This is a genomic window from Roseofilum acuticapitatum BLCC-M154, from assembly GCF_030068475.1.
Classification (GTDB): Bacteria; Cyanobacteriota; Cyanobacteriia; order Cyanobacteriales; family Desertifilaceae; genus Roseofilum; species Roseofilum acuticapitatum.
In genome coordinates this window covers 1-17,896 of record NZ_JAQOSP010000024.1, presented here as the reverse complement: position 1 = coordinate 17,896, position 17,896 = coordinate 1, and the positions used below count along the sequence as shown (strand labels likewise).

At 43.1% G+C, this 17,896-nt stretch carries 22 protein-coding genes; 7 read left to right on the top strand and 15 right to left on the bottom strand.

The window, feature by feature from the left end; translation table 11 throughout:
- Positions 1–50: 50 nt before the first annotated feature.
- Genes PMG71_RS03585 through PMG71_RS03575 form a run of 3 tightly spaced genes read left to right on the top strand, consistent with a single transcriptional unit; the run spans position 51 to position 1,891 of the window.
- Positions 51–758, top strand: a complete 708-nt coding sequence (locus PMG71_RS03585; RefSeq protein WP_283752274.1) for a HalD/BesD family halogenase — start codon at positions 51–53, stop codon at positions 756–758.
- A 41-nt stretch (positions 759–799) separates the two neighbouring features.
- Positions 800–1,684: a DMT family transporter gene (locus PMG71_RS03580; protein WP_283752273.1), complete on the top strand. Its 885-nt coding sequence runs from the start codon at positions 800–802 to the stop codon at positions 1,682–1,684.
- A gap of 42 nt (positions 1,685–1,726) precedes the next feature.
- Positions 1,727–1,891 (top strand): hypothetical protein, encoded by a 165-nt coding sequence (locus tag PMG71_RS03575; protein ID WP_283752272.1) that lies wholly within the window; start codon positions 1,727–1,729, stop codon positions 1,889–1,891.
- A 47-nt stretch (positions 1,892–1,938) separates the two neighbouring features.
- Here PMG71_RS03575 and PMG71_RS03570 read toward each other — a convergent pair whose 3' ends face one another.
- The 13 genes from PMG71_RS03570 to fabI form a co-directional block, all read right to left on the bottom strand.
- Positions 1,939–2,544 (bottom strand): Uma2 family endonuclease, encoded by a 606-nt coding sequence (locus PMG71_RS03570; protein ID WP_283752271.1) that lies wholly within the window; start codon positions 2,542–2,544, stop codon positions 1,939–1,941.
- Positions 2,541–3,128: a Uma2 family endonuclease gene (locus PMG71_RS03565; RefSeq protein ID WP_283752270.1), complete on the bottom strand. Its 588-nt coding sequence runs from the start codon at positions 3,126–3,128 to the stop codon at positions 2,541–2,543. Before PMG71_RS03565 ends, PMG71_RS03570 begins: the two co-directional genes overlap by 4 nt.
- A gap of 118 nt (positions 3,129–3,246) precedes the next feature.
- Positions 3,247–3,357: a cytochrome b6-f complex subunit V gene (petG, locus tag PMG71_RS03560; RefSeq protein WP_283752269.1), complete on the bottom strand. Its 111-nt coding sequence runs from the start codon at positions 3,355–3,357 to the stop codon at positions 3,247–3,249.
- 53 nt (positions 3,358–3,410) lie between these two features.
- Positions 3,411–4,577: a murein transglycosylase A gene (gene mltA / locus PMG71_RS03555; protein ID WP_283752268.1), complete on the bottom strand. Its 1,167-nt coding sequence runs from the start codon at positions 4,575–4,577 to the stop codon at positions 3,411–3,413.
- Between the two features lie 135 nt (positions 4,578–4,712).
- Complete coding sequence (locus PMG71_RS03550) at positions 4,713–5,057, bottom strand: HepT-like ribonuclease domain-containing protein (protein ID WP_283752267.1); 345 nt, start codon at positions 5,055–5,057, stop codon at positions 4,713–4,715.
- A complete protein-coding gene (locus PMG71_RS03545) occupies positions 5,044–5,361 on the bottom strand; it encodes a nucleotidyltransferase family protein (protein ID WP_283752266.1) in 318 nt (105 codons plus the stop codon). Before PMG71_RS03545 ends, PMG71_RS03550 begins: the two co-directional genes overlap by 14 nt.
- 27 nt (positions 5,362–5,388) lie before the next feature.
- A complete protein-coding gene (locus PMG71_RS03540; protein WP_283752265.1) occupies positions 5,389–5,643 on the bottom strand; it encodes a hypothetical protein in 255 nt (84 codons plus the stop codon).
- Positions 5,644–5,651: 8 nt separating this feature from the next.
- The gene (locus PMG71_RS03535; RefSeq protein WP_283752264.1) at positions 5,652–5,915 is read right to left on the bottom strand and encodes a hypothetical protein; all 264 of its coding nucleotides are present in this window, start codon (positions 5,913–5,915) and stop codon (positions 5,652–5,654) included.
- A gap of 94 nt (positions 5,916–6,009) precedes the next feature.
- Positions 6,010–6,603 carry an imidazoleglycerol-phosphate dehydratase HisB gene (hisB, locus tag PMG71_RS03530; protein ID WP_283752263.1) on the bottom strand — a complete coding sequence of 198 codons (594 nt, stop codon included), beginning with the start codon at positions 6,601–6,603 and terminating at the stop codon, positions 6,010–6,012.
- A gap of 132 nt (positions 6,604–6,735) precedes the next feature.
- Complete coding sequence (locus PMG71_RS03525) at positions 6,736–9,513, bottom strand: PAS domain S-box protein (RefSeq protein ID WP_283752262.1); 2,778 nt, start codon at positions 9,511–9,513, stop codon at positions 6,736–6,738.
- A 211-nt stretch (positions 9,514–9,724) separates the two neighbouring features.
- Positions 9,725–10,261, bottom strand: a complete 537-nt coding sequence (locus PMG71_RS03520) for a D-alanyl-D-alanine carboxypeptidase (protein WP_283752261.1) — start codon at positions 10,259–10,261, stop codon at positions 9,725–9,727.
- Entirely contained in the window at positions 10,242–10,871 is a 630-nt protein-coding gene (locus PMG71_RS03515; protein ID WP_283752260.1) for a tRNA-dependent cyclodipeptide synthase, read from the bottom strand. Before PMG71_RS03515 ends, PMG71_RS03520 begins: the two co-directional genes overlap by 20 nt.
- Positions 10,872–10,970: 99 nt before the next feature.
- A complete protein-coding gene (gene fabI / locus PMG71_RS03510) occupies positions 10,971–11,747 on the bottom strand; it encodes an enoyl-ACP reductase FabI (RefSeq protein ID WP_283752259.1) in 777 nt (258 codons plus the stop codon).
- A gap of 337 nt (positions 11,748–12,084) precedes the next feature.
- Here fabI and ntcA point away from each other — a divergent pair, with 337 nt between their 5' ends.
- Entirely contained in the window at positions 12,085–12,756 is a 672-nt protein-coding gene (gene ntcA / locus PMG71_RS03505) for a global nitrogen regulator NtcA (protein ID WP_283752258.1), read from the top strand.
- Positions 12,757–12,850: 94 nt separating this feature from the next.
- Entirely contained in the window at positions 12,851–14,320 is a 1,470-nt protein-coding gene (locus PMG71_RS03500) for a DUF3084 domain-containing protein (protein ID WP_283752257.1), read from the top strand.
- Between the two features lie 252 nt (positions 14,321–14,572).
- Here PMG71_RS03500 and PMG71_RS03495 read toward each other — a convergent pair whose 3' ends face one another.
- Both PMG71_RS03495 and PMG71_RS03490 read right to left on the bottom strand, forming a co-directional pair.
- Positions 14,573–15,565 carry an MvdC/MvdD family ATP grasp protein gene (locus PMG71_RS03495; protein ID WP_283752256.1) on the bottom strand — a complete coding sequence of 331 codons (993 nt, stop codon included), beginning with the start codon at positions 15,563–15,565 and terminating at the stop codon, positions 14,573–14,575.
- 94 nt (positions 15,566–15,659) lie between these two features.
- Positions 15,660–15,938: a hypothetical protein gene (locus tag PMG71_RS03490; protein WP_283752255.1), complete on the bottom strand. Its 279-nt coding sequence runs from the start codon at positions 15,936–15,938 to the stop codon at positions 15,660–15,662.
- A 215-nt stretch (positions 15,939–16,153) separates the two neighbouring features.
- On the opposite strand from PMG71_RS03490, the gene PMG71_RS03485 reads away from it, so the two are divergent.
- Together PMG71_RS03485 and PMG71_RS03480 are read left to right on the top strand one after the other, a co-directional pair.
- Positions 16,154–17,566: a helix-turn-helix domain-containing protein gene (locus PMG71_RS03485; RefSeq protein ID WP_283752254.1), complete on the top strand. Its 1,413-nt coding sequence runs from the start codon at positions 16,154–16,156 to the stop codon at positions 17,564–17,566.
- Positions 17,547–17,870: a nucleotidyltransferase domain-containing protein gene (locus tag PMG71_RS03480; RefSeq protein ID WP_283752253.1), complete on the top strand. Its 324-nt coding sequence runs from the start codon at positions 17,547–17,549 to the stop codon at positions 17,868–17,870. The genes PMG71_RS03485 and PMG71_RS03480 overlap by 20 nt, the downstream gene beginning before the upstream one ends.
- Positions 17,871–17,896: the final 26 nt, after the last annotated feature.

The window sequence follows — 17,896 nt, the reverse complement described above, 5'->3', positions numbered from 1 at the left end:
CTATAATTCACTTGTGAACATTGCGAATTTCTAGTCTTAATTAAAGTAATATGGTCTACCAGGTCAACACCAGTTTTTTCAATAGCAATTATGATCCCAGTAGAGAAGGGGGAACTTTATTTCAACAAGAGTTTACTCTCAACACTTATGTAAAATTACCGTCATTTTTCAATAATAATTCCTTTCAAACCTTGAAAGCAGAAGTTCTCAGAATATTTGAGCAGCATTCTCGAAGAAGAGATTTTCTCATGAAGCAGGATGGAAATACGCCTAGATTTATGAGTAATGTTTCTGGCAATGCTGTTGCAGAACACTCATCACTCATTCCTGCTATCTACCATAATTCTCAACTCATGGACTTTTTCTCTGGTATTGCAGGAACTCAAGTGTATGTAGCACCAGATATTTTTGAGAGACACGCCATTCACCGACTTGAAAAAAGAGGGGATGTTCATGGAGGACACCTCGATACATACGCTTTTGTGTTTGTGATTTTTATTCAAACCCCACCAGAAGAAGTTGGAGGATGTCTGGAGTTTGTGCCTCATAGTATGGAAATTAGCGATCTGGATACGCCATTAGTTCACCGGGTTGGGCATAATGTTGGAGATTGCTATTTTATGAAAGCGAACAAAACAGTTCATAGAGTTTCGCCACTTCTAGAAGAAGCCCAGCGCACTAACATCATCTTTACATACGCTGATGAAGAAACCCAAAATATTGATATTTCTTACTCTAGTGATACTCTTTACGGTTAGTTAGAGGAATTTAGCTCAATTACTCGTGAATTATTCTGCTAATGACTATAGAATTAGATAACAAATCTAACCAAATAACAGACAGCAACCATGCTTGGGGTATAGCAGCGCTACTGGTTGTTACCCTCATCTGGGGTAGTAGCTTTCCCGTCATCAAGGGAGCAGTCAGCAATCTTTCTCCTGCTGTAATAGTGGCAACACGCTTTGCAGTAGCAGCATTGCCTTTCACTCTGTATTTGCGCTTCCTTAATATTTCTCTGCTACGGGATGGCGTTCTGTTGGGACTTATAATCTTTTCTGCTTATACCATCCAGACTGTTGCCCTTGAGACTGCCCATGCCAATCATGCTGCATTTATTGCCAGTTTCAATGTCATCCTAGTTCCTTTACTCGGACAACTACTCGGTCGGCAGGTATTCTTAAAAACTTTCCTCACCGCAGGAATTGCCATCCTTGGTGTGGGTGTGATGTGTTGGGAGAGCCAAGAGATCGTTATGGGTGATTTCTTGATGCTTGTCGATGCTTTATTATACTCTATCTATATTCTCAAGCTTGACTCTATTGCATGGCGCTATCCAATTTTGCCACTCGGAGCAATACAGCTTTGGGTTATTGCCATAGTATCTTTAATCTGGGCCGCTCCCGATTTGGTTAGGCAGCAAGAAGTAATTGTTACGAATTTGGGGCCGCTCCTATACCTTGGTTTCGTTGCTACTGCTTTTCCTGTTGTGCTTAAAGTTATCGGTCAACGATGGGTTAACGCTTACGAAACCGCCCTAATATATACGCTAGAGCCGATTTTTGCTGCGGTTTTTTCATTTTTCTTGATGGGAGAAAAATTGGGAGTACGCGGTTTCATTGGCGCAGCTCTGGTAATAGCTGCAATGGTTTTAGCTCAAAGTAACCCTCAGAATACTAACGGCTGACGATCGGCTATGATTGTCTAAAAATCGTGAGGAGTAGTGAATATGCTAACTCGACTCAAAACTTTAAGTTCCCTCTGTGTCTTGGTTTCTGTGGGAGTTTTGACCCTAGGATCTAAAGCCAATGCCCAGTTTAATGCCGATCCCAATCCTACGATGAACCCGGACAAGTCATTGCAGTTCCTTCATTTGCTTCCTCATTCGAGTTAACCGTAGGTCAATTGTTTGCTTGGTTAGTGGACTAAATGGCGGTTATTTTATCGGGGTAAAACATCGTCTAATCGTAACTGTAAATCGGTCAATAAAGGAGAAAAAATCGCTTCTCCTAACCGATATTGTTGCTGATGATAGTCCTCTCCCTGCAATTGACAAACCGTAAACGTAGGTTGCTTTGGTTTCCCAATAAATGCCGTTCCCCCCAATCCCCTAAAGTCTACAATCCAATATTCAGGAATTCCTAACAGTGCATATTCTTCCACTTTGCGAGCATAATCATTTTCCCAGTTAGAACTGACCACTTCTACCACCAGCTTAATCGAGCGACCCAAGGTAATAATCGGTTCTCTTTGCCATAGGGGTTCACGGTCTAATAGAGTTTCATCCAACACCAGAACATCAGGACGACGCGCTGTAGCGATATCGGCAAACGGTTGAATTAAGCAGGTGCGCGGAATAAACCACGGTTGTTGAGCATTAGTAACAGCTATCCCAATTTTGGTAGCGAGTTTACCACTGACCGTTTCATGGGGCCCCGTCGGTTCCATATCGATTAATTCTCCATCGGCTAATTCATAACGAAAATCATCGCCGTATTCAGCAACGAATTGCTCAAAGGTTAGTAATTTAGTCGAAGTGTAAATCATAATTTAGCAGCTAAAATTTGACTGGCGGTTAGCTGAAGTTGTGGGAATGTGGGGGAGTTGATGAGTTGTTCGCCTTGAAATTCGGTTAGATTATACAATCCATGATCTAATTGACCAATAATTACTTTTTGTTCAATGGGGTCTACAATCCAATATTCAGGGATATTTAGCACACTATATTCAGATTGTTTAGAGCGATAGTCATCCATTTTGGTGGAGGGACTGACAACTTCAACTACGAGCAATGGGGGCGGTTCATTCAGGTTAATGACGGCTTCCCGTTCGGCCATGTCTTCCCATTGTTCTTGAGATAAGAGGGTAATATCGGGAATGCGGCAGGTATCCCAACGACCTCCACGAGGGGAGCGAACGGCAACGATCATTTGTTTTGCTGTCCAGGGAAGGGCTTGCTGTTTAATGATCTCGCGGAATTGATCATATAAAAATTCGGCGATCGCCCCATGTTTTCCCGTCCCCAAGCTCATCGGTACTAATTCTCCGTTGACCAGTTCGTAGCGGGTATCTGTGCCATCGTTATAAATTAGATATTCCTCAAAACTTAGTTTTTGGGTCGTCAGAGCCATATCAATGAACAATTAATAATGAACAATTAATAATGAACAATTAACAATGGGCTTGGGTTAGGGGTAGGTTGGGTTCGCCGGTTGCGTCCTCCAACCTACCCATGACTCCTAGGGAGATCTAACCGAGTTGATTGCCTCGTTTGTACTGGAGATAGGCAGCTACAAACAAACCAGCGAGGGTAATGGGAATTAAGCCGAGTACGATGCCGGAAACTAGGGGTTCTACCATGGGTTTAGGTTCTCCTTTTGAATTGGTGTGATGATAACGGTGTGTTTTCTATCCTATCGCTTCAGGAGCAGGTAATAAAGCTCTCCGTTGGAGTGGGTTAACCCGGCGCGATCGCCTGCTTCGCTTCCTGTGCCCATAAATACATCGACTCGTCCCGCTCCTTTAATAGCGCTTCCGGTATCTTGATCGAGGACAAACCGACTCACAAGAGTGGGTTCAAGCTGCCCCTGGGCATTGGGTTCGGGAAGGGGAGCATGAATGACAGCTAGAGCGCCTGGAGGCATGATTGATTTATCAGTAGCAATGGAGCGCCCCGCAGTGACGGGTACGCTTAAATTCCCGGTGGCGGGTTGTCCCTGGGTTTCCTTAAAAAAGATAAAACTTTGATTGCGGGGTAAATACTCGTTCATCTGTTCGGGGAACTGATGAAAATAGTCGATGAGTTTGGGTAAGGTTAAGGACTCTAGGGGAAAGATGCCCGCGTTCACCAGTTCTTTACCAATGCTAGTATAAGGATGATCAGTTTTCCCCGCATATCCAACAGTCATCACCTGGCCATTGGGAAGTTGGATCTGGGCGGAACCTTGGACATGGACGAGAAAGGCTTCTAGACGGTCTCTGAGCCAAACGATTTCGGTTCCTCGCAGGGGACTTTGCGCCCCTAAACCATCTTCCCCTTCCAGTTCTAGACGAGTGGGATGGGGTTTGTCCCAGTCCTCGAAGTCTGCGGGACGAGCATAGAGGGGATAGCGATATTGGGCGGTTCGGGTGCGACTTCCTCTGTAGGTGGGTTCAAAATAGCCGGTAAACCCGACGGTTCCTTGGCCATCGTTGCCGACGGACTGATACCCGGTAAATTCTCGCTGCACGGCTCTTTGGAGTTCGGCCGCATTGCGGGAGTTAGCTAGGATCTGGCGAAAGCGAATTAATGACTGACGGACGCGATCGCGATTAATCTCTGGATGGTTCAATTTAGTGTAATCTTCGATCGCCTTGGGCGTTTGCAAATACTGCAAACTATAATCAATGGCCCTTAAGAGCGATCGTTTATCTCCAGAAGGGCCAAACAGGCGATCGTCCCAACCCACATCACCCTCCAATCTCTGGGTTACTTCCAGCGCTTCCATTGCTGGGGAGGGTAAGGGAGTTTGCTGCCCCCAAACCGGAGGCATCCAACTGAGTCCAACCGTTAAAATCAGGGAGGTAACGAGGGGTTTCATACAGTGTGCTAGTCATCCATAGGTGTTTGATCTATACTGCTGGTATACACCGGTTCTACCCGGATAGCCAGGATACTCATGGGGCGAATGACCATATATTCGCCTTCTGAGTGTGTATGTTTATCGATTTAGCCTTTATACTTCTTCAGGAGGAATGAGAGTTTCTAAAACCCTGATTAATTCTGGTAATGCATTCTGAACTGTCTGCCATATGGTCGCTAAATTTAAACGATCATACTCATGAACAATCCGATTTCGCATTCCAATAATTTGATGCCAAGGAATCTCCGGAACTTCGGCTTGAGACTCTTCAGAAATCCTCCGAGCAGCTTCTCCAATAATTTCAATTTCGCGAGTAATGGCCGCTTGGCGCATGAGATCTGCTTGAAACTCTTCCCAACCGATCCCTAAAGCAAATTCTTGAGCTAACTTTGCTGCATTTAGCATATCTAGTAAGTAATGAATTTCACGAGATTGCATAAATCGTTTGAGTAGAACTTAAAATGGCTTTGCGCCGCAGATAATTTCGGCTTTGCTCAATTCCTCGACGTTCGACTAAATCGACATCTCTGGCAAATATTTCCCGTAATTCATCTTCCATATCTACCAAATGCAGCAACGTCCAACTGGCATCTTCAGCGAAGGACACTAAGACATCTACATCACTGCGATCGCGATCGAAATCTTCTCGCAAGACCGAGCCAAATAATCCCAGTTCCGTAATTTTCCAGCGATCGCAGAATTGGGCAATTTGGCGATCGTCAATCGGAATTTGAATAGCCATCTGTTCAGAAGTTCGATTAACCCTGTACTACGGTAACATAAGTGGAACCCTAGAGCTAAATGTTATCGTTGAAAATTGCAAACTATAATCAATGGCCCTTAAGAGCGATCGCTTATCTCCAGAAGGGCCAAACAGGCGATCGCCCCAACCCAGCTCCCCCTCCCCTCTCTGGGTGACTCCTAGGACATCCACCGCAGGAGAAGGTGAGGGAGTCTGCCCCCAAACCAGAGGCATCCAACTGAGTCCAACCGTTAAAATTAGGGAGGTGAGGAGGGCTTTCATTGAGAGGGTTAATCATCCATGGGAGTTCGATCTATACTGCTGGTATACACCGGTTCTACCCGGATAGCCAGTATACTATTGGGGCGAATGACCATGTATTCCCCTTCAGTGGTTTTCATGGGGACGCTTACAAAGTCGTCACTATCTTTTTTCTGCACCACTTCGGCCGCGTACCACTTCTGAAAGTCTTTGATGGTTGGAAAGCGTACTACTTCTCGGTGTCCTCCACTCATGAGTAGATGGACGGCATATTCATCTGGAGTTCTAGGCATGATTGTCGGATTTCAAAATAACTCACCAGACACTATTATGGGACGCGATCGCACCAAAATGACGATTGGGTAATGGGTAATGGGTCATCTTCAACTACAATACGCCCTTAGAGCTAGGAATGCTACTCGTGCGACGGGGATCGATTTCTAGGGCCATTCTCATGGAACGGGCAAAGGCTTTGAAGGTGGCTTCGATAATATGATGGGAGTTGATGCCATCGAGTTGACGGATATGGAGGGTCATTTGGGAATGGTTCACCACTGCTACAAAGAACTCGCGTACCAATTGGGTGTCATAGGTTCCCACTCGTTCCGTGGGAAGAGTTAACCCGTAACTCAGATGGGGCCGTCCAGAGAAGTCGAGGGCCACTTGTACTAGGGCTTCATCGAGGGGGGAGATAAAATGGCCAAAGCGGACAATTCCTTTGCGATCGCCTAATGCTTTGGCTAGGGCTTGACCGAGAGTAATCCCCACATCCTCATTGGTATGATGGTCATCAATTTCCCAATCTCCCTGTGCTTCTACTTCCAGGTCAATCAGTCCATGGGATGAAATTTGATTCAGCATATGGTCAAGAAAGGGAATGCCTGTTTTGGCGCTACATTTTCCCTGGCCATCCAAATTTAAGAATACGGTAACATCGGTTTCCCCGGTTACGCGATGAACTGAAGCTGTGCGCTCACCCATTTCCATTGTTCTCTGATTGTCTTTATTACATCAGTTTATGATACAGCGATTTGTGGCTGGATATAGCATTTATACTTCTTCAGGGGGACTTTTAAGAGAACCTATTACCTCGTTACCACGCGAAGCGCTGTATTAGATCATCTGAACCGGTAATGTTATGACCCACTCTATCCCTTCAGATACTTTGCTCAAACATTCAATGGTTCCCTGATGCTGCTCTGTAATAATTTGATAGCTAATGGAGAGTCCTAACCCTGTTCCTTGACCCACATCTTTAGTTGTAAAAAATGGATCAAATAATCGAGGTTTTATGGACTCTTTAATACCGATACCATTATCAATAATACTGATTTGCACTGAGCGATCGCCGATCGTTCGAGTGATAATGCTGATTTCCCCTAGATAGGATTGAACGTTGTCCGAGGAGCGATCGCGCTCTTCAATGGCATCAATGGCATTCATGATTAAATTCATAAACACCTGATGCAATTGATCGGGATAACATTCTACCAAGGGTAACTTACCATATTGTTTTTTGAGCTGAATCTCTCGACGATTTTCATCCCCTTGTAATCGACATTGTAATAACGTTAAGGTACTGTCCAATCCTTGATGAATATCTACCGCTTTAATCCCCACCTGATCGATATGAGAAAAGGTACGCAAAGAAGAAACAATCGCATCAATTCGATTTGCCCCTTCCTTCATCGATTCCAAAATTTTGGATAGATCTTCGCTTAAAAATTCCAAATCCATCTCTTCGATAGTTTCCGCCACCCGTTGCTCAGGATCGGGGTAGGATTCCTGATAAGCCTCAATCACACTCATCAAGTCTTTGATATAACTTTCAGCATAGCCCAAATTTCCATAGATAAAACTAACAGGATTATTGATTTCATGGGCAATTCCGGCAACCAATTGCCCCAAACTCGACATTTTCTCAGTTTGGATAAGTTGGGATTGAGCCTGACGTAATTCGGCTAAAGTTTTCTCCAGCTCTTGAGTTTGCTGTCTTAATTTATATTCAGACTCTCGCAAGTCAGATTCTGCCTGTTTACGAGCCGTTATATTTTCTTGAATTCCTAAAAAATGAGTTATTTTTTGATCAGCATTGAAGATAGGAGAAATAGTCGCATGGGCCCAATACAGAGAACCATCTTTGCGTTGGTTATGAAACTCACCCCGCCATTCATTTCCTGATTGAATCGTTTGCCATAATTCCTGATAATATTCCTTGCTCTGTTCTCCCGAATTTAAGATTCGCGGTGTTTTTCCTAGAACTTCTTGCACAGTATACCCGGTCATTTCAGTAAACTGGGAGTTCACATATTCAATTCTTCCTTTTAAATCCGTAATCAGAATGCCATTAGCGCTTTGTTCTACGGCTTGGGAAAGTTTACGCACTTGCTCTTCTGCCTTGCGGCGAGCTGTAATATCTAAACTATACTCAATCATTTGTACCAAGTTTCCTTGAATATCCAAAATAGGATAGGCATGAACTTCTACAATAAGTGGGTTACCTTGGGCATCAAAATGAGTATGTTCAACCACAGTTGGCTCTTTTGTTTTCCGCAATATTTCTAACGGACAAGGATGAGCCTGATCCATATCATCACTACAAGGACTATTCCGTTTATGAGTCAACGTATAACAGGTTGTATGGTTAACAGTACCCAGTTTTTTTGCCGCAGTATTAGCTGTAACAATTTTGTAATTGGTGACATCAATGACATAAAAAGAATCTCCTAAAGAATTGATGACATTATTTAGGAAACGATTTTGTGCCTCAATTTTTAGTTCCGCGTTTCTATGTTTGACTTGAACATCCGTTAACCCTATCGAAAGGACTAACACGATCGCCGCTAATAGGAGAAACGGTAGCGTAATTTTTTGCCCAATGGGGAGTAGGATTGCCTGAATCTCTTCCGTCGGTACATAGGACACGACTTTCCAGTAATACTCCGATGCACCGATCTCCAATTCACTGGGACTAAAGGCATCTGAAGCCCCCGTGCTGGATCTTTGTCCCTCCACTAAGGGATAGATAGTTACAAATGTAAACAAGCCATTAGTTGTATAAAATTGACCTTTCCTCTCCTGACTAATGCGTTGCCATTCCTGGGGAAACTGTTCGGCGAAGGTTTGCGGGAGTTCAGTTTGGCGATCGCGATACATAAATCCCCATAACTGCGATGCGGAAACTCCAGTCAACCAAAACCCTTCCGCATTCAATAACATTAGCTCCCCTGGAGCATGGATCGCATCCTTTTTGAGCGCAGTTAATAATGGCTTTCCCAGATAATTGAGTAAGACAATCCCTCGTTTCTCCCCCTGGCGATCGAACACCGGCATCCCAAAGCGAATCATGGGTTTTAAGGGCTGTTCAATCTTGCCTTTTTCCATGTTCAAATCAAAAGGAGAAACAAAAATTTCTCCAGCAGACAGAACCCAGGCATCTTGAAAGTAATAGCGATTTCCTTTATTTTGCAGTTTTTCTACTGGCACAATCGAGGGCTGACCGGCATTAAAATTAACCCGAACATTTTCCAGTCCCGTTTCATCTAAAAACCGAATCTGATCGTACAGTTCTTTATGGACAGAAAAGTGGAAAAATTCACGGGCTAGAGCATTCCGTTGCTCAACTGTTATTTCCGCGAGATAGGTTTGCAGCTCGTTCAGTTCTGCTAAGATTCTTAAATCGGATACCACTAACTGAAACTCTCTGGAAATTTGATCGGTTTGCCCTTTGAGGCTATTGGTGGCTTGGATTTCTAATAAAGTTTTTGCTTGCTTTATTTCTTGAGTATAGATAAAACCAGCAACGGTCGCAATGGGGGCGATAAAGAATAAAAAAGTGATGAGTAATCGGAATGCTTTTTTAGATTGAATTAAAGAGATGAATTGAGTCATGTTTTTTTTTCCTGCTCTAGCTCATTCTACACGCTGGTAAACAGGATGTCATGGCACGGTCATGAGATACAGTGGGAACGATCCCCCTTTCATGTCCGGCTAAACAGTTGTCATTGCGATCGCAGGGAAGCAATCTCCATCATCTCCAAATCTTAGGGTTTCGGCGATCGCTGAAGCGATGCCCAGCATTACAGCCCAAAGCGCTGTAACCTTATTGTACTTTCTCAATCCGAGATCCAGAGGTTGGAGACAAGCCAGGTTTGAGTTCTTTCGGTAGGCTAGATACGGCTCCCCACTGGCTCACCAGTTGGTTGACAAAGGCTTCTTGCTCTTCACGGAAATCTTCGTAATAGCTACCGCCATTAAACATAGCAAACCAAATAATACCTTTTTGGGCAGTGGGTAAGGCTCCTCCCAGGGTGCTGACAACGTAGAGACTTCCTGATTTGACGACAGCAAATTTAGGTAAAGGGCGCGATCTTAAGATCCCTTCATCTTGTCCGACAATGGCAACAACATCACCGACGGTCATTTGATGGGGTTGTAAAAGTTTTTGAATACCTAAGAATAAACCGATCGCCGCTCGTGGGGACATTTGGTTTTCTTCCCCTAATCCTGACCCATTAATCAGTTTAATCTCGGCTGGGGGAATACCGGCAAGAGAGGCCGCTTTTTGGGACACGATCCCTGCACCTCCCACCATGCGAGCGAACATTTCCGCCATGGGGTTATTGCTGTATTGGTTCATTTTTTTCAGCAATAAAGTATTCACAAGATCGTTCGATATTGTACCTTATTAATACTTCGTCTCGATCATTTCTTTTCCTGCTATAGTATTGACGTGAAAATCCTTCAATAGATGAACGAAACCCAGCATGGTTTTCAAAATAATCTTTGAGACGCTTATAAAACTGTATATAAATTTCTGAGTCCTGAATGTGGCTACAAGTCTCGAATGTAAATTGAGTCTGTTCTTGAAAAACAGAGAAAAGATGTTTATTATCCTGAATAAAACAATTCCCCATTGCTAAAGCTTCAATCAGCGCGATTTCTGGTTCAAGTGACTTTGTAGTTTCCAACGTTATCCGATGAATACTATCTCCAACTAAGACAGCACAGTAGCGAAACCTCCTAGAAATCCACTCAATCATTGCCTTAAGCTTTTCTGGGGTGAAGTTTTTATTCTCAAGACTGACTCCCAAAAAACAAGAATCTAATTGCTCAAAACTCATTCTGGCTGTATGGGGAAAAACACCATTGACTTTAGCTCGATAGGTTGTGCGATCGCCCAAGCGATGCGGAGTATTATCGCCCATTTCCATTGTTCTCTGAATTTCTCTATTACAACCGATCCCCATTGTTAATTTTTAATTGATAATAGAACTTTCTGTGGGTAAGTTAGGTTCATTGGCAAGCAAGCACAGCAAACCCAACTTACCCATAACGATCAACTCCGATTACATGCCCATAATTTCATATCCAGCATCCACATAAATAATCTGTCCCGTGATGCCACTAGCCAGATCGCTACAGAGAAAAGCAGCAGTATTTCCCACTTCCGTTTGCGTCACAGTCCGTCGTAGGGGAGCAATTTCTTCCACATGCTTAATCATATCCAAAATACCCCCCACGGCTGAAGAAGCTAACGTGCGAATGGGCCCAGAAGAAATGGCATTGACGCGAATATTTTTCGGCCCCAATTCAGCCGCTAAATAGCGGACACTCATTTCTAAACCGGATTTAGCGATCCCCATGACATTATAGTTGGGGATCACCTTCACCCCTCCCAAATAACTGAGGGTAACAACAGAACCGCCTTCAGCCATACAAGACTTAGCCTGAGCGCAGAGCTGAGTCAGAGAATAGGTGCTAATTTCCATCGCTTTGAGAAAACCAGCGCGGGTGGTGTCGCTAAACTCGCCACTAAGTTCATCTTTACCCGCAAAAGCCAAAGAATGAATCAGAATATCCAGATGTCCCCATTCTGTTTTCACCGTCTCGAACATTTCGGCCACTTGCTCATCATTTTGCACATCACAGGGCAGAAATAGGCTGGGATTGAGGGGAGAGACTAGATCTTCGACTTTTTTGCGAAAGCGGTCTTTTTCGTCAGGTAAATAAGTAATTCCTAAGTTGGCTCCCGCTTGATGGAGTTGTTGGGCGATTCCCCAAGCGATGGAGCGGTTATTGGCAATGCCTAAAATCAGCGCGTTTTTTCCAGTTAAGTTGAGCATGATGGTTTGATCGTCAATAGAATCTTGTCGAGATATCCCGCCTAAGCCTAAAAGGTTAGGGTTGGGTATACTGGCATCATCTCATACAGACTGACTGACCGATCTGGGTCGAGGAGATTTTTTTGGGGTCGAGTTTTCCACGAATGGGCAGAGATTGGTTAAACTGATAGCCATCTATCCCAGATTAAGATAGCCCCTTTATTGAAAAACTCCGTTAAATTTGTTTTAAGACCAGTGGTGGAAGGTGATACACTGCTCACCAGATCACTTGTTGGAGAGCGAGATTGCTCCGCAACACTATCGCGATCGCACAGTCACACATTAGAAGTAAGGCAATATGGTACTTAGTGATGACAAACCCCTAGCGGCTATGTTTCGCCAAATGAGTGGCGGTGGTTTTCCCCCAGTGGTGGAAAGCTTTGAGCGCGGTAAAACGATCTTTTTTCCGGGCGATCCAGCCGAGCGGGTTTATTTTCTGCTCAAAGGGGCAGTTAAGCTCTCTAGGGTTTATGAAGCTGGAGAAGAGATTACCGTGGCGCTATTGCGGGAAAATAGTGTCTTTGGGGTGTTGTCCTTAATTACGGGCCATCGCTCAGACCGATTTTATCATGCTGTGGCGTTCACTCCGGTGGAATTGCTTTCTCTGCCGATCGATCGTGTGGAGAAGACGATTAAGCAAAATCCAGAGCTGTCTATGGTGATGCTGCAAGGGCTTTCTTCTCGGATCTTACAAACGGAGATGATGATTGAGACTCTGGCACACCGGGATATGGGATCGCGACTGGTGAGTTTTTTGTTGATTTTATGTCGAGATTTTGGCGTTCCTACGGAGGATGGAATTACGATCGATCTGAAACTGTCTCATCAGGCGATCGCCGAGGCGATCGGCTCTACACGGGTAACCGTTACCCGTTTGCTGGGAGATTTACGGGGGGAAAAAATGATTTCTATCCATAAGAAGAAGATTACAGTCCATAATCCGGTGGCTTTGAGTCAGCAGTTTGCTTAAATTGAACACCCATGTGAATTCTTACGGTTTGGGCGATCGCCTTTACTCTTATGGGCTAGGCTATATCTGGATCTTAGATCGTCTCTAGCTACCCATGACTATTGGCATTATTCTGATTGTCTCGATTTTGTTTTTAGGGGGTTTACTCGCGACTCTGGGCGATCGCCTGGGAACTAAGGTGGGTAAAGCCAGGTTGAGCTTATTTAATCTTCGCCCCCGACAAACGGCTGTTTTAGTCACGATTGTTACGGGGACTTTGATTTCTGGCTCAACCCTAGGCATTCTCTTTGCCATGAGTCAGCCTTTGCGCCGAGGCATTTTTGAGTATGATGAAACCCAGCGTAAGCTCCGCGAAGCTCGTCGAGAACTTCAGTCTACCCAAGCACAAAAGGCACAGATTGAAATTGACTTAGCTCAGGTGCGGGCCGAACGGGAACTGGTCGAGCAAAATTTAGATAATCTCAATGCTAGTTTGCAAACGGTTACAGCTCAGAAGTCAGCAACGGAAGAAAATCTAAAGAAAACCCAAGCTCAATTACGGGAAATTCAAAAGAACTTTGAGCAAACCCAAGGTCAGCTACAGGAGATCGTGGGCAAATTTCAACAGGCTCAAGATCAATTAAAGCGAGTAACCGTTCAAACTGAAAATTTGCGATCGGAGTTAGATAAATTAAGGACGGAGCGCGAAGAGTTAATTCGTCAGCGAGATGAGGTCAAGTCCCAAATTGCTCAACGAGACGAAGAAATTGCCAATCGCAATGAGTTAATTGCCGAACGCGATCGAGAAATTGAAAATCGGAATAAGGTCATTCAAGAGCGAGAATCTAAATTAAAAGAACTGGAAAATCAACAAAAATTTTTGGAGCGACAAGTCCGGATTTTTGAGCAATATTATCAAGATTATCAAGATTTGCGGCAAGGTAATTTAGCCTTACTTCGAGGACAAATTCTCGCTTCTGCCGTAGTTGAAGTTCTCGATCCTCAAAGATCTATGCAAGCGGTGAATCGCTTATTAGAAATTGCTAATCAGTTTGCTAGAGACCAGGTTAAACCGGGCACGAGAGAAATCAATGAGCAGGTCATTCAAGTGACTCCGGAGCAAGTGGAACGATTAAAAGAAAAAATTGCTGATGGTCAGGAATATGTGGTGAGGTTATTATCAGCAGGCAACTATATTCGTGGGGAATCTAATGTGGAGATTTTTGTAGATGTGGCCTTAAATCAAGTTGTGTTTGAATCCGGAGAAGTGATTGCTACAGGAATCACCAATGGTGCAATCATGAGTGAAGAGCAGTTAATTGAACAAGTTGGTATTTTGATTGAGTCTTGTCGCTTTCGGGCCCGTCGAGGAGGGATTTTAGAAAGTCGGTTACAAGTAGGGGATGGCTCGCCAGAAACATTGATGAATTTTGTGCAGAAAATCAGGGAAAATCCTACCCGCATAACGATTCAAGCGATCGCCTCGGAAACGACCTATACCGCAGGGCCCCTACGGATTGATTTAGTTGCTTTTGACAATAATGAGGAAATATTTCGCACTTCTGCTCCATCTAGTATAAATTGATGAACACCGTAAATCAATTTCAATCTTTTGATCCTTCCGGATAGTTGAAGTTCAAAATCTGGATTGGATCGAGGCGCAATTGGTTAGCGATCGCTCGGTCATCTATGATTGTTATCAGTGATGCTTCGCCCATTACTAATTTAGCGGCTGTTGAACTTTTAGGACTTTTACATATTTTGATCGTATCTGGTAGAGGCGAACAGCCGTTCGCCCCTACAAAACGTCTAATTTTTATTTATAATGATTATAATTTTAATTGGTTTGGATTAGCAATTCAGCCATTGCTTTTGCCATAGGAAGTTTAGTTAATTCTTCAATCCAATACCATTGACCATTTGGGTTGCATTCTAAAAAGTAGTATTCTCCTTCAGGCGTTAGAATCAGATCAAATGTCGAGAATACCAAAGAATAATGACGGTTAAAAGCCAACAGTTTCTGAGCGATGTCTTCTGGGAGATCGTAAATGGTATGTTTGATTTGGTAAGTGTCTATAGCTCTCCAGTCAGACTTGGTTTTTTCAATCTCTTGTGAGTGAATAGCAGCCGTAAAGACTTGTTCTCCAATAATAGTAACCCTTAATTCTATGGATTTGTCTATGTATTGTTGTAAAAAAGTTGGAGCAAAATGTATGGTTTCTGCGAATTCAAGAAACTGTTCTTTGTCAATTTTTTTGGCAAAACAATGCCACGCTTCTGTTTGATTCACAACAAAGCCAGAAAAATGAAAGGTTTTCACGAGTAAATTCCAGTTGCAATATGCCCCAAACTCTCTAGCCACTTCTGCATTGTTAGTAATTAAAGTTTTGGGAATTTTTAAGCCTAGTTTTTCTGCAAGTTCTAGGTTCGGTAACTTTTGGCTGGAGTGTCTTAAACTCCAAAAAGGATTAACCCACCTCTTGTGACCATAAAGCGTATAAAATGACCGTAAAAAATATGCATATTCTTCCTGAACAAAAATCTGCGCGTGTTCTTCGGCAATACTGGGATTGGGATTGACGGGTTCTGGTTTTCGATACCAAATTGTATCAAAGCTATCTGCTGTTAGAGTTTTGTTAGAATCTTTGAAATGGAACTGTAGCTTCCAAGGTTCTTGTAAATCTGGCTTTCCTAGAAAGAAATCTGAGTTATGTCCCATATCTTGAGTATTCATGCGAATAATATCACCACCCATTTTCCTAAGTTCCATGGTGACAAAATCCGCGTGAACATCACATTTATCTGTAATAACTAGAATTGGCTTTATCATATAACTATAATGAAACACATAATCCCAACAAACTTAAAAAGATAGGTATCTATAATTTATAAACACCTATCTTTGAATTTCTCAAATAAGTGACTTACTTGCTTTCATCACCCATACTATCGTCATCAGAATCTCCAGTACCAGGTATAGGAAGACTACCAGTATTAGTAGATCTCCTAACACTTGTGCTGGTTTGCCCAGCTACAATAAGACTTAATTGACTTTCTTCGTTGATCTGAAGTTCAGGATTATAGCGAAGTTCTTTTTCAAGCACTTCACTAGAAATGCTGGTAAAAGCAGGCTCTACTGCAAACAACATGGCAAAAGGTAGCTTTTCAGAACACTTTTCTTCAGTTCCTAACATTTTTACCATTGATCTGATCCTCTAAGGGTAAAATTAAACCGGCCGTTTATATACTGTCATTCTACTGATAATTGATCAACTTACAAAAATGGGATTTAAGGGGGATATTGATGCAGTGATCGCGGCTTGAAAATGTCACAAAATTTGTTTTTATTCCAAGAAATGGGAAAATATGGGATAATGTAGGACAAAAAGATACAAAACTTAACTCTATTGATGAAGCTATGGAACTTCAAGAAGTCCTCAAGTGGACAGATGATGTGATTTTTGCGAAAACAGGAAAACGTCTGGATTCCCTACAGCAGGCGATTTTGGAGGGGGTTTGGGAACGTCAAGACTATAAAGCAATTGCTGAGGAATACCACTGCTCTACGGATCATGTGAGAAAGATGGCTTGGGAATTGTGGAAATTGTTATCAGATGTGTTGGGAGAGGATGTCAAAAAAAAGAATGTTAGAGCTATTTTAGAAAATGTGTCGTTTTTCTATTCTAATCCTAATATGCATATGGGTAACGGCAATATAAATATTTTTCACGACAATTCTTCAAATGAAAAAGTAAAAGAACAAACTTCTATTAATCAATCAGAAAATTTTCAGGCTGAAAAAATACACGATCGCACTCACATCCCCAAATACGATCGCCTCTATCCCCACCGTACAGAGGAACTCAACACGCTCAAACACTGGATACTCAACGAAAATAGCGCCATTATCAGCATCTATGGGTTATCGGGGATGGGCAAAACAGCCCTTGCAACCCAACTGGTAGACGACATAGCAGCGCATTTCGATCGCCTCATCTGGTATAGTCACCGCACCTTCCCCAATCTTAACGCCCTCACAACTGGCTTAATCCAATTCCTCTCCCAAGGAGAAGCAAGCGAACATCGCGCACTACTGGACTACTTGCGATCGCACCGTTGCTTCATTATCCTGGATGACTTCCACGAAACTCTCACCCCTGGAGAACTCGTTGGGCGTTACCTACCCGAATACCAGAGTTATGGTAAACTGCTGCAAGATATTGGGCGATCGCCCCACAACAGTTGCGTACTGCTCCTCAGTTGGGAACAACCCCCAGAAATAGCCACCCTAGAAGCCGAAAATCGTCCTTGTCATAGCCTCCTGTTATCCGGTTCAGTGCAATTAGCCGAAGAACTCCTACAAAACAAAGGATTAAGCGATCGCGATCGATGGTTAGAACTGATCAACCGCTACAGTCAAAACCCCTCATGGCTTAACATTATTGCTGCGACGATCCAAGACCTCTTTAATGGTAGCGTCGCCCAATTCTTATCCTATCCTAACCTATTTTTAGGCGATATAGAACTCATCATAAGAGACCATTATCAGCGTTTATCTGCTTCTGAAAAATTCCTATTATCTTGGTTAGCTCATCAAGAGAATCTCACCGATCTGTCCAACATCCCTTCAGAACAATTTTCCTCAGACTTCAATCTTTTAGCCACCATTTACTCTTTAAGAAAACGGGGCTTTATTCAAAAATCTCTAGACTCTAAACACTTCCAGTTAATTCTAGAACCTGTGATTAAACACTATAGCGCTTTGCACGGTAATGATAAACACTTGGAAAGATCACCGGTTGAAATCAAAGATGACCAAAGAAACTCTTAACACTATCTTAAACCAAACCTGTCAAAAACTTAAAACCCTATATGGACAGCAAATTGACCAAATTATTCTCTATGGTTCTCAAGCAAGAGGGGATGCAGAACCTGACTCAGATATCGATATTTTAATCATTCTGAAACAAGACTTTCAATATTCTGAAGAGAGCAACAGAATTAGCAAAACAATTGCCGATTTATGCTTAGAATATAATACGTTGATAAGCTGTGCTTTAGCCAGTAGTCGCCAATTCCAAGAGTATAACAATAGCTTCTTTCGTAACATCCGCCGAGAAGGTATACCCCTATGACACCAGAACAGCAAAAATTGCTGGAA

What these genes read in the sequence shown, in the direction of transcription:
- PMG71_RS03580 (WP_283752273.1), top strand. Translation starts at nt 800, where the DNA reads ATGACTATAGAATTAGATAACAAATCTAACCAAATAACAGACAGCAAC.
- mltA (WP_283752268.1), bottom strand. Translation starts at nt 4,577, where the DNA reads ATGAAACCCCTCGTTACCTCCCTGATTTTAACGGTTGGACTCAGTTGG.
- PMG71_RS03490 (WP_283752255.1), bottom strand. Translation starts at nt 15,938, where the DNA reads ATGGTAAAAATGTTAGGAACTGAAGAAAAGTGTTCTGAAAAGCTACCT.
- PMG71_RS03585 (WP_283752274.1), top strand. Translation starts at nt 51, where the DNA reads ATGGTCTACCAGGTCAACACCAGTTTTTTCAATAGCAATTATGATCCC.
- PMG71_RS03515 (WP_283752260.1), bottom strand. Translation starts at nt 10,871, where the DNA reads ATGGGGATCGGTTGTAATAGAGAAATTCAGAGAACAATGGAAATGGGC.
- PMG71_RS03535 (WP_283752264.1), bottom strand. Translation starts at nt 5,915, where the DNA reads ATGCCTAGAACTCCAGATGAATATGCCGTCCATCTACTCATGAGTGGA.
- PMG71_RS03540 (WP_283752265.1), bottom strand. Translation starts at nt 5,643, where the DNA reads ATGAAAGCCCTCCTCACCTCCCTAATTTTAACGGTTGGACTCAGTTGG.
- fabI (WP_283752259.1), bottom strand. Translation starts at nt 11,747, where the DNA reads ATGCTCAACTTAACTGGAAAAAACGCGCTGATTTTAGGCATTGCCAAT.
- PMG71_RS03575 (WP_283752272.1), top strand. Translation starts at nt 1,727, where the DNA reads ATGCTAACTCGACTCAAAACTTTAAGTTCCCTCTGTGTCTTGGTTTCT.
- PMG71_RS03495 (WP_283752256.1), bottom strand. Translation starts at nt 15,565, where the DNA reads ATGATAAAGCCAATTCTAGTTATTACAGATAAATGTGATGTTCACGCG.
- hisB (WP_283752263.1), bottom strand. Translation starts at nt 6,603, where the DNA reads ATGGGTGAGCGCACAGCTTCAGTTCATCGCGTAACCGGGGAAACCGAT.
- PMG71_RS03520 (WP_283752261.1), bottom strand. Translation starts at nt 10,261, where the DNA reads ATGAACCAATACAGCAATAACCCCATGGCGGAAATGTTCGCTCGCATG.
- PMG71_RS03525 (WP_283752262.1), bottom strand. Translation starts at nt 9,513, where the DNA reads ATGACTCAATTCATCTCTTTAATTCAATCTAAAAAAGCATTCCGATTA.
- PMG71_RS03565 (WP_283752270.1), bottom strand. Translation starts at nt 3,128, where the DNA reads ATGGCTCTGACGACCCAAAAACTAAGTTTTGAGGAATATCTAATTTAT.
- PMG71_RS03545 (WP_283752266.1), bottom strand. Translation starts at nt 5,361, where the DNA reads ATGGCTATTCAAATTCCGATTGACGATCGCCAAATTGCCCAATTCTGC.
- ntcA (WP_283752258.1), top strand. Translation starts at nt 12,085, where the DNA reads ATGGTACTTAGTGATGACAAACCCCTAGCGGCTATGTTTCGCCAAATG.
- PMG71_RS03570 (WP_283752271.1), bottom strand. Translation starts at nt 2,544, where the DNA reads ATGATTTACACTTCGACTAAATTACTAACCTTTGAGCAATTCGTTGCT.
- PMG71_RS03480 (WP_283752253.1), top strand. Translation starts at nt 17,547, where the DNA reads ATGACCAAAGAAACTCTTAACACTATCTTAAACCAAACCTGTCAAAAA.
- PMG71_RS03485 (WP_283752254.1), top strand. Translation starts at nt 16,154, where the DNA reads ATGGAACTTCAAGAAGTCCTCAAGTGGACAGATGATGTGATTTTTGCG.
- petG (WP_283752269.1), bottom strand. Translation starts at nt 3,357, where the DNA reads ATGGTAGAACCCCTAGTTTCCGGCATCGTACTCGGCTTAATTCCCATT.
- PMG71_RS03500 (WP_283752257.1), top strand. Translation starts at nt 12,851, where the DNA reads ATGACTATTGGCATTATTCTGATTGTCTCGATTTTGTTTTTAGGGGGT.
- PMG71_RS03550 (WP_283752267.1), bottom strand. Translation starts at nt 5,057, where the DNA reads ATGCAATCTCGTGAAATTCATTACTTACTAGATATGCTAAATGCAGCA.